Genomic DNA, 15,593 nt, shown 5'->3' with positions numbered 1-15,593 from the left:
GTACATACATAAATAATGGATAGAAATACCTTTACAGGACTGTTCCTGATTATGATCATTTTGGCAGGATCATTCTACTTTTTGAAGCCGAACGCGGTGGAAATTAAAAAAGCCAAAGAAAGAGACAGTATAGAATTGGCAAAAAAAGCTGGCGTTACACCAGTACAAAAAGATACTACTAAAACAGCTGCGATTGCTAACCCAGTTGTAGATTCTTTAGCCCTAAAAGGCCCTTTTGGTACCGCAATTACTGGTACCGAAGCCAATACTGTTCTAGAAAACGAGAAATTATTAATCACTTTAAGCAATAAAGGCGGTAAAATTACCTCGGTTGAAGTTAAGGGCCAGAAAACCTTTACCGGTAAACCACTGATTTTATTTGATGGTAACCAGAACAAATTTGGTTTAAACCTGAATGCTGCTGGCAAAGTAATTAATACCAACGATTTATACTTTACCCCGACAAAAACCGGAAATACAGTTACCATGCGTGCCAATTATGGTGCAAACGCATATGTCGAATATGTATACGATTTAAAAGCGTTAAGTAACAAAGTCGCTTTCAACATCAATTTAGTTGGCTTACAGCAAGTAATTGCAGGCAATAATATTGGCTTAAACTGGCAGACTACTTTATTACAGCAAGAAAAATCGATCGAAAGTGAGCACCGTTATTCTGCTCCTTATTACAAGTATTTAGATGGTGATGTGAACCACCTAAGTGTTTCGAAAGATGAGAAAGAAGAGTTATCGAAAGGTAAAATTCAATGGTTCTCATTCAAGCAGCACTTTTTCTCAGCTTCTTTAATTTCAAAACAGGCTTTCGAAAAAGGAAGTTTAGAAGTTAAAATCCCAACCACTCCTGGCCAGGTGAAGTTTTATGATGCCAATATGCAATTGCCTTATGCACATACAGCCAACCAGGTTTATGAAATGGAATTCTATTTCGGAACCAATAAATTCTCTGCCTTAAAAGCTCAGGGATACGATTTAGAGCAACAGGTTGATATGGGTTACTGGCCTTTAAAATACATTAACCGTTTCATTGTATTACCTGTATTTAACTTCTTAAACAGTTTTGGCTGGAACTACGGATTAATTATCTTGGTATTAACCATTTTACTAAAACTTGCTTTATCACCACTTACTTACAAGTCATACCTATCAATGGCTAAAATGAGGGTTTTGAAACCAGAAATGGATGAGATAAAAGCTAAAGTAGGTGAAGATAATCCAACATTGGTTCAACAGGAATATTTAAAACTATATAAGAAAGCTGGTGTAAATCCTCTGGGTGGATGCCTGCCAATGGTATTACAGTTGCCTTTGGTAATGGCCTTCTTCTTCTTCTTCCCTAACTTGTTTGAGTTACGCGGTGAGAGTTTCCTTTGGATGAAAGATTTATCTACTTATGATGAGTTCATCAAATTTGGCGTAAAAATCCCTTTCATTGGCGATCACTTAAGTTTAATGTGTGTATTGATGACGATCTCTACATTGATTATGACTTACTTTAACAATCAGGTTTCTGGTGCTACAGGCCAAATGAAATACATCGGTTACATTATGCCGGTTATTTTCTTAGGTGTATTGAACAGCTACCCTGCCGGATTAAACTATTATTATTTCTTGGCCAACTTAATGACTTTCGGACAGCAGTTCTTAATCCGTAAAATGGTTGATGATGATAAAATCCACGCTTTAATTCAGCAAAATAAAGCCAGACCGGCTGATGAGAAAAAGAAAAAATCTAAATTCCAACAACGTTTAGATGATTATATGCGTCAGCAACAACAAGCTAAAAAGTAATTTAGCCTTTAATAATATGAAAACCCTCGATTGCTTAAAGTAATCGGGGGTTTTTGCTTTACCACAATCTCCGACCTCTGACTTTCCAACTAAATGCTTTTAATTGTAATATTTGGCATACAAGTTTCCTAATAAGCTAAAAAAATCCAATTTTAGAAGATTAAATCTCAACCAACAAATTAATTAACTTTTAAAAATGCAAAAGAGACTAACTATTATTCTGTTTTTCGTTGTCAGCTTTGCCTACGCCCAAAAGAAACCTTTAGATCATTCGGTATATGATACCTGGGAATCAGTAGGAACAAAGCAATTATCAAATAATGGTCAATGGGCCATGTACAGCATCTTACAGCAAGAAGGTGATGCACAATTGTACCTTACCAATATTAAAACGAATGCGAAGATTAATATACCAAGGGGAATGAACTCACAGTTTAGTAATGATTCTAAGTTTGCTGCTTTTAATATCCGTCCCTTAAATAAGGATTTACGTCAGGCTAAAATTAAAAAGAAAAAGCCAGATGAATTACCAAAAGATTCGTTGGGCATTGTCAACCTCAGCACCAGTGCCGTTACAAAAGTGGCAAGGGTAAAATCTTTCAAATTCCCTGAAGAAGGTGCAGGTGTAATGGCTTATCTAACTGAAAAGCCGGATACAGCAAAGAAAACTGTAAAACCGGCTGAGAAAAAGGATGGTGAAATGGATTTTGCAGATGATGAACCTGCCGGAAAAGGTAAGACCGACGAAGGAACCGATTTAGTGGTGAAAAACCTTTTAACGGGCACAGATAAAACTTATAAATTCGTTACCGATTATTATTTCAGTAAAGATGGCAAACAGTTGGTTTTTGCCTGCAGCGGGTCTAAAAAAGACAAAACGGCCCCACAGGGTGTATTCTTGCTCAATACAGAAAAAGGCATATTAAAAAGCCTGATTAAAGGTAAAGGAAGTTTCAAAAACTTCACTTTTGATGAGGAAAGCGAACATGTGGCTTTTGTGGGCGAGCAAAGTCCGGAGAAACAGGAAATAAAAAATTACAACATTTATTACAACTCTTTAACACTAGATACGGCGCAGATACTGGTTGATTTTGATATGCCAGGACTACCTGCAAAATGGTCGGTTAATGGCGATGGTAAAATAACCTTTAGTAAAGATGGCAAGAAATTGTTTTTCGGCATCTCCCCTATCAAAAAACCAAAAGACACCACTATTGTAGATTTCGAAGTGGCCAAAGTTGATGTTTGGAATTACAAAGACGATTACTTGCAACCTATGCAGCTTAAAAATGCAGATAGAGACGGTAAAAAAAGCTATTTATCGGTGATTGATGTTTATAGCAGTGATCCAAAAGTAATTCCATTAGCGGATTTAAAATTGCCTGACGCCAATCTGATTGCTGAAGGTGATGCGAATCTGGTTTTAGCATCTACAGACTATGGCCGCAGGATCGAATCACAATGGAGTGGTTCTACGTCAAAAGATTATTATCTAGTTGATACTAAAAATGGCCAGAAAAAGAAAATCATTGATAATTTAAGCGGTTATGCAATGGCTTCTCCTGGCGGAAACTATGTTTTATATTTTGATAGAAAAGCAGGTAGCTGGAATACTTATAGTGTAACCACCGGAAAAGTAACCGTATTAACAGCTGGATTAAGCGAAAAATTTGTTGATGAGGAAAACGATGTACCGGATTTACCTTCCCCTTACGGTTTAGCAACATGGACCGAAGGTGATAAAGCTGTTTTAATTTACGATAAATACGATATCTGGTCGTTCTCACCAGATGGAAAATCGGCACCAAAAAATATTACTGCCAGTTTTGGAAGAGCAAACAACATTACCTTCCGTTACGAAAGAGTACAACAGGATAACAGGTTTGAGCGCAATGCAGATAGCAAATTTGTAAAAGTGAACGAAACGGTTTGGTTAGATGGTTTTAATAATTTAACTAAAGAAAACGGGTTTTACCGTACCAACGTAGGTTCGGCTAAAGCGCCAGAATTGGTAGTAATGGCTAAGTTTAAATATTCAAACCTGCTAAAAGCTAAAGATGCTGATGCTTATATTTACGATAAAGCCAATTATGTAGAATCGCCAAATGTTTATATCACTACCGATTTCAAAACTGAAACCAAATTAAGCAATACCAACCCTCAACAAAAAAACTACAATTGGGGCACGGCTGAGCTGGTTAAGTGGACCACGCCGAAAGGCTATAAAGCCGAAGGTATACTGTACAAACCGGAAAATTTCGATCCAAATAAGAAATATCCGATGATTGCGTATTTCTACGAAAAACTAACGGATGGTTTATACACTTATCAAGCGCCAGCACCTACTCCATCTCGATTAAATATTTCTTATTTCGTGAGTAACGGATACCTGGTTTTTGCGCCAGATATTAGCTATGAAACTGGTCACCCAGGTAAATCTGCAGTTGAATTCATCAACTCTGGTGTAGAAAGCCTGAAGAAAAATAGCTGGGTAGATGGTAGTAAAATCGGTATCCAAGGTCAAAGCTGGGGTGGTTATCAAGTAGCCTATCTCATTACGCAGAATAACATGTATGCTGCCGCTTGGGCCGGTGCGCCTGTAGTCAATATGACTTCTGCTTATGGTGGTATCCGTTGGGAAACTGGTATGAACCGTCAGTTTCAATACGAAAAAACACAGAGTCGTATTGGTGCAACACTTTGGGAAAAACCAGAATTATACATCGAGAACTCACCACTATTTATGTTCCCGAAAGTAAATACCCCTGTTGTGGTAATGGCTAATGATGCAGATGGAGCTGTGCCTTGGTATCAGGGTATCGAAATGTTTACCGGTCTGCGCCGTTTAGGTAAACCAGTTTGGATGTTAAACTATAATGGCGAAGCGCATAACCTGGTTCAACGCCAGAACCGTAAGGATATTCAAATCCGTGAGCAACAGTTTTTCGATTATTATCTAAAAGGTGCGAAAGCGCCAGCCTGGATGACAAGCGGAGTACCTGCAACTGAAAAAGGAAAAACCTGGGGTTTTGAACTAACAGATGATAAACCATAGTTAGTCCGAAGTCCAGAGTCAGAAGTTCATGGTTGATAGCTTAATACTATTGGCTATGGACTTTTCTTTTGGTTAATGGCTTGATAGATCATAGTTGATGGCCTTATAGTTTATAGCATATTGTTTAAAAACCATAGCAATCAACAATTTAACTACTGACTATCAACCATTATTTAGCTTGCATAATCTGACTTCAGACTAAAGACTGTAGACTCCAGACTCTCCCTCTATGAATTTTCGCTTAAAAGCGGTATTTTAACCCATTCAAAATAAAACTAAACAACCCCAATGGCATTAAGCAGAATTTGGTCAGCATTTATTATCGTGGCTATTGTAGTAGCAAGTATTAAATGTTTCTTTTTCGGACATAGCGATATTTTTAACTGGATGGTAATCGGTAAATCATCCGATCCCTTAAACCCTTTAAAATTAGACGGCATTATCGAAACCTGCTGGATTGCGGTTGACCTTTGCATTAAATTAATTGGAACACTGGCTTTATTTATGGGGTTAATGAGCATCGCCGAAAAAGCAGGTGGTATCCGTTTATTATCCAGAATTATTGGCCCTTTTTTTTCAAAACTCTTTCCTGAAATTCCAAAAGGACATCCGTCTATGGGGCACATGATCATGAATTTCTCAGCCAATTTATTAGGCTTAGATAATGCCGCCACTCCATTTGGTATAAAGGCGATGGAAAGTTTGCAGGAGCTTAATCCAAATAAGGATGTTGCCAGCAATTCGCAGATTATGTTTTTATGCTTGCATGCCGCAGGTTTATGCTTAATTCCTGTTAGTGTAATTGCCATTAGGTCAACCCAAAATGCGCAAGACCCAACCGATATTTTCATTCCGTGTTTGATTGTAACTTTTGTTGGTACCATGGCCGCCATGCTCATTGTATCCTTTAAACAAAAGATAAACCTACTTCAACCCGTTATCATTACCTGGGTATTAAGTATCTCGGCAGTGGTTGGTTTACTGGTTTGGTACGTAAGTAAGTTAAATGCAGAAAGCATAAAATCATTTTCAGGCTTATTAAGCGGTGGAATAATTTTATTGATCTTTTTATTGATTGTATTGGGTGCACTATATAAAAAAATTGATGTTTTTGATGCGTTTATTGATGGCGCCAAAGGCGGATTTGAAACTGCACTGAAAATTATCCCCTATTTAGTTGGAATTTTAGTTGCGGTAAGCATGCTCAGAACCAGTGGAACTTTTGATGTAATCATGAGCGGGATTAAAAACATGTTTGTGTTTTTTGGAGCCGACACCAAATTTGTTGATGCGCTGCCCACAGCTTTGATCAGGCCTTTAAGTGGTGGTGCTGCCCGAGGAATGATGGTAAGCACTATGATTTCTAGCGGACCAGATTCATTTGCCAGTAAATTATCGGGTGTTTTTCAGGGTGCGTCTGATACTACTTTTTATGTAGTAGCGGTTTACTTTGGTTCTGTTGGTATAAAGAATACACGTTATGCCATCGGTTCGATGTTATTGGCTGATTTAGTTGGGGTTTGTACAGCTATAGTGCTTAGTTATATGTTTTTTGCGTAGTTTTTAACTACAGACAGAAGGGCACAAAGTTCACAGAACTGGGTGTGTAGTCAAAAAGCAAAAACATTAATCTACAGCTATTTTCTAAATCTGGGGAAACATAAATTAGCAAGATTGTTGTGGGATAGATATCCTGTTAATGATTTCATCAATAGCATCAGGATCAATCGCTACGTTTTTCGAAGCACACCATTTTTCTGTTTTATTATCCAGCCAGATACAAAAAGAATGATAGCCATCTAAAACAACGGCATAAGTTTCATGAAAATCATCTTGAATACGCATGCAAAATCCCTTAAAAATTTTGCCTCTAACAATGAATTGCAGGGTGGAATAATTTTCTAACATGGCTCATTATATTTTTGGTTAATTTACAACAAATTATAAACGAGAATGTTTCGTTAATTTAAAGGAATTAATAATTAATTCTTAAACTACAAGGAAAGGCTTAACCTATGTTTAACATATTCGAGTAGCCTTTAGCTATTAAACGCTTTTTTGAAGGTAAAAATATCTCGCATTGCAGATTTAATATCGTGCGTCCTTTTTTCACTATTGATGTTTYGGCGATTACTTCATCTCCTTCGCTTGCAGGGGCAAAATAATCGACATAGTTATTTACGGTGGTATAACGTTCGTTCAGTCCCATTGTAAAAACCGTTGCACCAATTAAATCATCAATAATGCCTGCCGTTACACCACCATGTAAAATTTGATAAGGATTGGTCATTTCTTTACGGATGGTATACTGGCAAACCAACATACCGTACTCTGCTTTAACTAAAACAGGAGCCAGCCAGTTCATAAAGTTAGACGGCGAATTGGTAATTACCTTGCCAATTGATTGCCTTAAAAAAGTTAAACGCTGTTCGTTTAAAGAGGGTTCCATATAGGGTAAAAATAGGCAAAATAGTTTATTAGTCCGTAAGGTGGAACGGTTGGTAGAAAAAAGGTTTGATGGCAAAAGAAAATGGAAGATATAAATACCTCCCATTTCCTAAACGAAACATTTAACCCTAAAACATGATTATATAACCGTGCTATAGTTCCCATTAGAAGCTTATGGTCAATGGTTTTTTGGTCAATAGTTTATAGCCATTACCTACATTTCCATCTGCAGATATTTTATTGATCATAAGCCATTAACTATCAACTATGATCCATCAACCATTTCATCTTACATTATCCATCCTTAAATCGGAATAATAACTTTAAAACTTAAGTTCCTGCCCATATTGTAAATTCCTGATCTGCCATTTGGCGAAGGGTTATAATATTCGAAATATTTTAATCGATTTAAATTTGATTGGTATGCGATATTGAAAATATTATCTGCCTGAAGAAAAATATCACATAAGGTCTTTCCTTTTTTAGTTTTCAGTGTTGATCCTATTCCTCCGTTGATTAAGGTATAACCTGGCGTAAAGGTTTCAGTATTATCTAAAGCATAAAATTTATCCTGATCAGCGAAAAAAGCAGCATCAATTTTAATATAAGGCTTATCAAAAATGCCTATAGCCTTTTGAGCGGTCGCCTTGATCTCTGTTCTCACCTGCAATGGCGGAATAAAGGGTAGGTATTTAGCTTCCTTACCATGTTTATTTAATAATTCCTGATTCTGGTTCAACCCAACCACGTAAGCCAAACTATTGTTAAAACTTAACCATTTCATCGCTGAAGGATGTAGATTTACCGAAATTTCTGCACCATATAATCTTGCTTTCGACTGCTGATACTGATAAGTTAGGTTTCCAGGAACTATAACCACTGGATTCCCATTGGCATCGGTCAAGCGCGATTGATAGATGTAGTTCTGAATATTGTTATTAAACAGTTCCATACTTATTTCAGCATCTTTTAAGTAAGCAATAACGCCTATATCTTCCTGAAGGTTAAACTCTGGTTTAAAAGTCCTGTTGCCCAAATACACAATGTGCGCACCGGGATCTAATCCATTTGAACCGATTTCTGTAATGTTTGGTGCACGGTATCCCCTGGCAATATTGGCTTTAATGAGCAGTTTTTCAGAAATGTTATAGGTTAAACCCAAACTTCCTGACAAGCCATAATAGTTTTTATCAAAAGAAGGGAATTGCAATTTTCCAGTGGCATCAGTCGAGCTCACCTGTTTACCAAAACCTGTTTGTGCATTGGTACCTACATAAAAATCACTCCAGTGTATATTTCTTCTGTCTATCCTGATTCCTCCGGAAACATCGATTTTACCCATCGATTTCTTTGCAAAATAAAAAGCACCGATATCGAAAAGATCATAATCGGGAATGGGAAAATCGGTAGCAGCCTTGCTCCTGTTTCCCTGGTACATACCATTTACTCCAATGGTACTTTCGATACCGGCAAAATCTGGAAGGTTGTATTTAAGATCATAATTAAAAGTGTTTAACACTACATAAAGCCCGGCCTGACTTGGCAATGTTGGGTGATTATATTCTCTCCTTACACTTTGCTGTCCGCCAATCAATAAATTTAAATCACTCGTTCCAAATTTAAACTGACTGGTGTTATAAAATCGGTAATGTTGAATGTGCTGATGTAAGGGATTAATGGAGTAGGTATTCAAATCACTTTCAGGCACAATAGGCCTGTTTTTAATATCATCTCCGTTATCTAAAACCTGCCTGGTAAATCGTCGTGATAAAGAATCTCTGCTACCATCAGGAATTTCCATTAAATTATCGTAATAGGTAACGGCAGTTTTAGAATAACCCCAGGCTTTATCTACTCTGGCACTGGCAGATAGATTGTATTCTCTAAAAGCTGTTCCGTAAACCAATCCATCAATTTTGTTTTGGTAATTATGTGCTGTTTTCCCAGTCGCCCTAAACGTATATTTCCAATCGTTTTTAATGTAGGCCAATCCGAGCGACGAACCGATCATGCCATTATTACTTTGGTAATTTGCTGTAAAATCGCCTTTCAATTTACCATCTTCAAAATTCGGGCTGTAAGGAATCATATTAATTACACCTGCTAAGGCATCAGAACCATAGGTTAAACTGGCCGGACCTTTTACAACTTCGGCCCTGGTAATACCATATTCATCTACCTCAATACCATGTTCATCGCCCCATTGCTGGCCCTCCTGCCGTAAACCATCATACAAAGTTAACACACGATTATACCCCAAACCTCTAATAAAGGGTTTAGAAACATTTGGCCCCGTGGTAACAGCTGTAATTCCAGGAACGCCTTTAACAATAGCTTCGATCAGGTTAGTATTCACATTTTGATCCATTGATTTTTTCGAGAGGACCGCAATAGGTACAGGGCTTTTACGCAGCTGTGTGGCCCGGTTAACCCCGGTAATTACCACATCGCCTAAATCAGATGCTAAGCTTAACAGATCAGCGTTAACCAGTGCAGTATCTCCGTTTAGCGTTACTTTGATTCTTTTGGATTGATAACCTATGCCCGAAAAAATGAGGTCATAATTTCCGGATGGAATACCACCTAATTGATAGGTACCCGAAATATTTGATTTGGTGGATCCCTTAGATCCTAAAATTTTAATGGTGATATTTTCTACAGGTTCATTTTGGGAGGTGACCAAACCTTTAACCATAACTTTTTGCGCGATGGCATTTAGCGATATAAAAAAACAGAAGCAGTATAGTAAGAATGGTTTCATGAACAGAAATGATTTGTCTAAATATAATTTTAGACAAATCTAAATTTTAATTTAAATATATCAAATTAAATATTTAGATAATATTTAACAACCTTAAAATCAAAACATTTAAACAAAAAATAAAAGTACTTAGCGTTGAGTGAAGCGCTTTTATTTTCGAACCCGAGTAATAGTTAGCAAGACATCCATCATCCATTTTACATCTCTCCTCTTACATTCTCCATCTCATACTACATTTCCTCCAGCGCCATTTATTAGCCCACTGGCCAGGTTAGCATCCTTTGCTTCCAGTTACTTCTTTTTTTTAAAATTTAATCGATTTTGAGTAAACAGCGATAATGCTTATCTAGCTGATTATAAACAACCTGCACTTGCTGTTCATAAATCAATGCAAAATGGACAGAAAAATCTTTTGAATATTTTCAACCATATCCTGCAAATACACCGTTATTATGATTATAATTGAATACTAAAGAGTGAATAAAACTATAATACCTGAAGGATTGTTATGCCTAAAGGAGTTTTAAACAGTACTAATCTTATAAACAGAATATATGTTGGTGATTAATAATTTCGAAGAGTATGAATCACATCTAGGTAAAGAACTAGGTGTTTCTCAATGGCATACCATAGACCAAGAACAGATTAATAAATTTGCCGATGCAACCTTAGATCACCAATGGATACACACCGACCCGGAAAAAGCTAAAAATGAAGGGCCATTTAAGGCAACAATAGCACATGGATATTTAACCTTATCCTTAATTCCTTATTTATGGAAACAGATTGCGGATGTACGTAATATTAAAATGGAGATCAATTATGGTATTGAACGTTTTAAATTTGGTCAGGCAGTTTTAGTGGATAGCGAAGTGCAATTAAAAGCAAAATTAAATTGCATTAGCAATTTGAGGGGAATAACTAAAGTTACGATTCAAGCAACGCTTGTGATTAAAGACCAACCCAAACCAGCATATGTGGGCGATGTTGTATTCTTGTACCACTTCATCTGATATCATTCAATTTTGGCTACATAACTACGCTTAGTTTTCATATCGGGATTCTTGATATCGGGTAACTTGATTTTGGCTAGCGACATTTCTATCGATACAGATGCATCCCGTTTTCTGGCTTCGGTGGCTATGCTTGAAATGATATTTTTTAAGGTATTCAGTGCTGCAAAATACTGACGATCCAGTGTTTTAATGGCATTCATATCGCGATTTTTCTGTTGGTATTCCAGGTTTGCTTTTTCACAACAATTGTACTGAATCTGATCTAAATATGCTAACTTTTCGGTTATTATAGACAGTGCTGACGCGGATAACTTAAGTCCTTTAATGTCAACAACTTTATCATCCTTAACTAAATAATTTAAGCCATTGAACGAAATGGTTTTGAGCGGAGTATTGTTAATAATTGCTGTGGGTTTTGGAAGCTGTTTTTTTGAATTAAAACCATCTTCAATCAGCGCTTTGTTGTAACTGAACCGATCGGCTAAAAGTGAATCAATTAACTGGTTGCCATCCTTTATTTGCTCAGCAGTTGTACTGATAGCATGAGAAGCCGTCAGATTCTTAGTTGAGTTACAGCTAAAACAAATGAATAAAATAACCCCCAAAAAAGGCAAAATTTTATTTTTCATATCCAACAATTAATCAAATGCAAATTATGGAATTAACGGTTTATTGCACTTCACAATTGACGAACAATTTACTTTACATTTATTTAAGCTGTGCTGTAGAAAAGTATATTCTTGCCAGCAATTATATTGTTTTAATGATTACCTACATTTAAAACATGTGGGTAGAATTTCGATTTTTATAAAATTATTCGAGTTACCGAATTACAAAAAACGTTTTTTTAGATGATTATTTTACCGTAACAAAAAAACCATTTTAACGTATGCGCAAAACTAGTATAACTATATGTTCTATGTGAGTAAATAAAAGCTATACTGACAAATAACGGGTGAAAATCCTGTTAAAAAGGGCGCTCTCTTTCAGCAATCCTTAATGTTGATCCTGTTATAGGAGCCAGTTTATCACAAATATGAGAATACAAAGATGGACCAGCCGTGCTGAGCTTCAAACGCTCCGGGAGGGTGATTATATTACATACGAATCATATTCAGGACCGATAAAAAAAATAGAAGTGCATCATTTTAGAAACGAACAACATTTTTATATTAAGATTTATAATTTAAAACAAACCATACTGATTATCACATGATCAATATCTAAAAAACCAAAGATATTTTAATGATCCACGTAAAATATCCTATTCTCAAACTAATCAAATCTTGCATGTGCAGGCGTGCCTTCGCTTTTTTCGCACATTTATTTTAGAACTACTAACGGCCTATCGTACTGGCGAATGCACAAGATGATCCAAGTAATTTTGATATTTTCGATTTTACAATTAACGCCCCGCTAACCTCTTAAGTTAAATGGTTTTTCTGAATACTTTCTTTGAGCAATGTAAATTCGCAACTAATTAGATTGTATTTTTCATATTTATCTTTTTCTGTTAATTGAAATCTAGCTATTCTTGTCCATCCTTTATTAATGACCAAACAATAATACACAAATGGACTTTTAGTGTTTAGCTAAAGTAAATAAATGTTAACCTAAATGTTAACTATTGCTAAACATTTGTTTAGTAAAACTACCGATAGTATATTTGACGATAAAGTTCAAAAAATTAATTTATCCAATTTAATAGAAAGCAGATGTACCCTGAAATTAAAATGGTAGTATTCGATATGGCTGGCACTACAGTGAACGAAAACAACCTAGTTTACAAAACCCTAATGGATGCAATAAATGTCGCTGGTTTTTCATATTCCCTTGATCAGGTTCTTGCTGTTGCAGCAGGAAAGGAAAAGAAAGAAGCAATCAGATCGGTACTTAAAACTTACGAAGGTTCTTTTGATGAAGCCATGGTCTTCGATATATATGAAAAATTTATTGGCAAACTGAAACTGGCGTATGAAACTGAGGAAATTTTACCTCAACCTGGTTCGATTGAACTTTTTGAAAAACTTCGGAAAGAAGGAATAATTTTGGTACTTAATACAGGTTACGACAGGGTTACCGCAGAGGCTATACTGAGCAGACTGGGTTGGAAGGCAGGTACCGAATTCGATACACTCGTTACTGCTTCTGAGGTCGGCCAAAACAGACCAGAACCTGATATGATTTTATTGGCAATGAGACAGCATGGTCTTACCGATGGTAAATCGGTTGTTAAGGTTGGAGATTCAAGTATTGATATTGAAGAAGGTAAAAATGCAGGTTGCGGCTTAAGCATTGGCATTACCACAGGCGCACATACACAGAAACAATTAGAAAAAGCTAAACCTGACGCGGTAATAGACAATTTAATGGAAATCTATGCTATGGTAACCAAGCACAACTAAATAATTGAAATGATTAAATAATTACAACCGTATATGCTAACATACAAATGGGGCAAACGATTGTAATTAAACATAAAAGGCTCCTGGTATTATACCAGAAGCCTTTAAATTAGAATTATGGTAAGCCCTCTAAAGGGATTCCTTTGGAATATTGCGGTCGAGATGTGATTGCATTTCTATTTACGCAAGACTAATTATCACGAATTTTGATGCTGCAATCGTTCATTAGTACTTCAACCTAAACATAAAACCTTTTAACCAGGTAAAGCGTTTATTTTTAGATAACTTAGATCACAACTAAATATAAGCATATGAATACACAGGAAGTAGCTGACAAACTGGTGCAGCTTTGCCGTGAAGGCAAACACGAACAAGCCATTGATGAACTTTACGCCGATAACGTTGTAAGCAAAGAGCCAAAAGGCTCGCCAATGGAATTAACAGAAGGCAAAGATGCCGTTAAAAAGAAAACCATACAATGGGAAGAAAGTGTTGAAGAGATACATAGCTCTTCGTGCTCAGAACCAATTGTAGCAGACAATCATTTTGCTATTGTAATGAACATTGATGCCACTTATAAAGCCCATGGAAGAATGGCCATGAGTGAAATCTGTGTTTATGAGGTTAAAGACGGAAAAATCGTAGCCGACGAGTTTTTCTATCGCATGGGTTAAAATATAAAAAGCCCCGATATCCATCTGGGCTTTTATAATCAACTAACCTAAACTTATAAATACTAACCAAATATTTATACCGCAAAACTAATGACCGATTATTAATTCAATGTTAAATATTTATCACTTGTTATCTGAAATTGGTTACACCGCATTAGCTCATTAAATCGTAAAACACCGCTTATCGGGAAAAAATTAGAATCAAATTTGCCTTGCCTGTTCTGTGAAGGAAAATGTTTTATTACCTTTAAATAAATGAGCAATTTCTAACCATAAACCGTATAAAATTGATGACCATACCCAATCTGCAAGACCTTTCAAAAAAACATCAACTCATTTCCGATCTATTTAAATGGCCCACCAAAGCTTCTGAGTGGGAACAATACAAGCTCAGCAACGAGCAACTTGATTTTTTTAAGACGTTTGGATACGTTAGCGATATAAAGTTATTGGAGGAATGGCAAGTTGAGCGGTTGAACAAGGAATTAGCAGAAATTATAGATCCTGCACACCCCTTAAATGGGCTGTTTCATGAGTTTCACAGCAATGAATCTGCAGATCCTAATTCAGTTTTATTTCATGCTTTAGGCGCCTGGCGAATTACAGAAGGCTTTCATGATGTGATATGGAATCCCGCTTTTGCGATGGCGGCCAGTCAGATTTTAGGTAATAAAGGCGTACGTTTCTGGCACGATCAATTGTTCTGTAAACCAGCAAAACATGGAGGAGTTGTAGCCTGGCACCAGGATTATTCTTATTGGACACGCACCGGGCCCATGCAACATTTAACCTGCTGGGTTGGATTAGATGATGCAACTACCGAAAACGGTTGTTTATATTATGTACCTAAAAGCCATAACTGGGGCTTGCTGGATAAACCAGATTTAGCTGGGGATATGGAAGGCTTAATGCAGTATTTAACCGAAGAGCAGAAAGCAGAATTTAATCCAGTCCCAATCGAACTTAAAAAGGGATATGCTACGTTTCACCACCCATTAATGGTTCATGGCTCGTTCGAAAATAAATCACCACGTTCAAGAAGTGCTTTCGTTTTAAATGTATTTACTGACGGTACCGAATCGAATACCGACGAAGCCTTACTTAAGGGAGTGGAACCTATTGGTGCAGGACATAAAATGGAAGGGCAGTTTTTTCCTTTGATATTTTCTCCCGACAGCCTTTAATCGCACTATTTCATTTTTTAAAGCTTTATGTGCTGATCAATTAACCTGGAATACCTTGCATTTAGCTACGGAAGCACTGATACACGGAATATTCATGGCTTTGCCTTGTCTTTAATCTGATCTGGAATCTTAAATATCCTTTTTTTCGTTTCGTTTTCACGAGAATGGCGGTATTTACAATTCCCGCTCAATTTGCATGAGGTTTTTGGGCCTACGAGAAAGTGGCAGATATTGATGTGCT

11 protein-coding genes are annotated in these 15,593 nt (G+C 36.6%); 7 read left to right on the top strand and 4 right to left on the bottom strand.

Translation table 11 applies throughout. From position 1 onward, the window contains the following. The first annotated feature begins 15 nt into the window (after window positions 1–15). The 3 genes from yidC to AC1DNH_RS02030 all read left to right on the top strand — a co-directional run bounded on the left by yidC (window position 16) and on the right by AC1DNH_RS02030 (window position 6,424). Complete coding sequence (gene yidC / locus AC1DNH_RS02040) at window positions 16–1,809, top strand: membrane protein insertase YidC (protein WP_477625119.1); 1,794 nt, start codon at window positions 16–18, stop codon at window positions 1,807–1,809. Between the two features lie 196 nt (window positions 1,810–2,005). Continuing rightward, a complete protein-coding gene (locus AC1DNH_RS02035; RefSeq protein WP_477625118.1) occupies window positions 2,006–4,864 on the top strand; it encodes a S9 family peptidase in 2,859 nt (952 codons plus the stop codon). 288 nt (window positions 4,865–5,152) lie between these two features. Then, complete coding sequence (locus tag AC1DNH_RS02030) at window positions 5,153–6,424, top strand: nucleoside recognition domain-containing protein (protein WP_477609108.1); 1,272 nt, start codon at window positions 5,153–5,155, stop codon at window positions 6,422–6,424. A gap of 105 nt (window positions 6,425–6,529) precedes the next feature. Here AC1DNH_RS02030 and AC1DNH_RS02025 read toward each other — a convergent pair whose 3' ends face one another. From AC1DNH_RS02025 to AC1DNH_RS02015, 3 genes are all read right to left on the bottom strand, one after another. After that, the gene (locus AC1DNH_RS02025) at window positions 6,530–6,772 is read right to left on the bottom strand and encodes a hypothetical protein (RefSeq protein WP_029274704.1); all 243 of its coding nucleotides are present in this window, start codon (window positions 6,770–6,772) and stop codon (window positions 6,530–6,532) included. A gap of 100 nt (window positions 6,773–6,872) precedes the next feature. Then, window positions 6,873–7,313 (bottom strand): PaaI family thioesterase, encoded by a 441-nt coding sequence (locus AC1DNH_RS02020; RefSeq protein ID WP_477625117.1) that lies wholly within the window; start codon window positions 7,311–7,313, stop codon window positions 6,873–6,875. A gap of 303 nt (window positions 7,314–7,616) precedes the next feature. After that, window positions 7,617–10,073 (bottom strand): TonB-dependent receptor, encoded by a 2,457-nt coding sequence (locus AC1DNH_RS02015; RefSeq protein ID WP_477625116.1) that lies wholly within the window; start codon window positions 10,071–10,073, stop codon window positions 7,617–7,619. 554 nt (window positions 10,074–10,627) lie between these two features. Here AC1DNH_RS02015 and AC1DNH_RS02010 point away from each other — a divergent pair. Further along, window positions 10,628–11,086 (top strand): MaoC family dehydratase, encoded by a 459-nt coding sequence (locus tag AC1DNH_RS02010; RefSeq protein WP_029274701.1) that lies wholly within the window; start codon window positions 10,628–10,630, stop codon window positions 11,084–11,086. Window positions 11,087–11,088: 2 nt separating this feature from the next. Here the strand turns inward: AC1DNH_RS02010 and AC1DNH_RS02005 are convergent, their stop codons facing one another. After that, complete coding sequence (locus AC1DNH_RS02005; RefSeq protein ID WP_477585441.1) at window positions 11,089–11,718, bottom strand: hypothetical protein; 630 nt, start codon at window positions 11,716–11,718, stop codon at window positions 11,089–11,091. A gap of 1,086 nt (window positions 11,719–12,804) precedes the next feature. Here AC1DNH_RS02005 and AC1DNH_RS02000 point away from each other — a divergent pair. The 3 genes from AC1DNH_RS02000 (at window position 12,805) to AC1DNH_RS01990 (ending at window position 15,352) form a co-directional block, all read left to right on the top strand. Next, window positions 12,805–13,494 (top strand): phosphonatase-like hydrolase, encoded by a 690-nt coding sequence (locus AC1DNH_RS02000; RefSeq protein ID WP_477625115.1) that lies wholly within the window; start codon window positions 12,805–12,807, stop codon window positions 13,492–13,494. Between the two features lie 311 nt (window positions 13,495–13,805). Then, window positions 13,806–14,168: a nuclear transport factor 2 family protein gene (locus AC1DNH_RS01995; RefSeq protein WP_057935321.1), complete on the top strand. Its 363-nt coding sequence runs from the start codon at window positions 13,806–13,808 to the stop codon at window positions 14,166–14,168. Between the two features lie 290 nt (window positions 14,169–14,458). Beyond that, the gene (locus AC1DNH_RS01990) at window positions 14,459–15,352 is read left to right on the top strand and encodes a phytanoyl-CoA dioxygenase family protein (RefSeq protein ID WP_477584803.1); all 894 of its coding nucleotides are present in this window, start codon (window positions 14,459–14,461) and stop codon (window positions 15,350–15,352) included. Window positions 15,353–15,593: the final 241 nt, after the last annotated feature.

This window comes from Pedobacter sp. 01N310 (assembly GCF_056399805.1).
The sequence above is the reverse complement of the archived record's forward strand: the minus strand, read 5'-3'. Positions and strand labels throughout refer to the sequence as shown.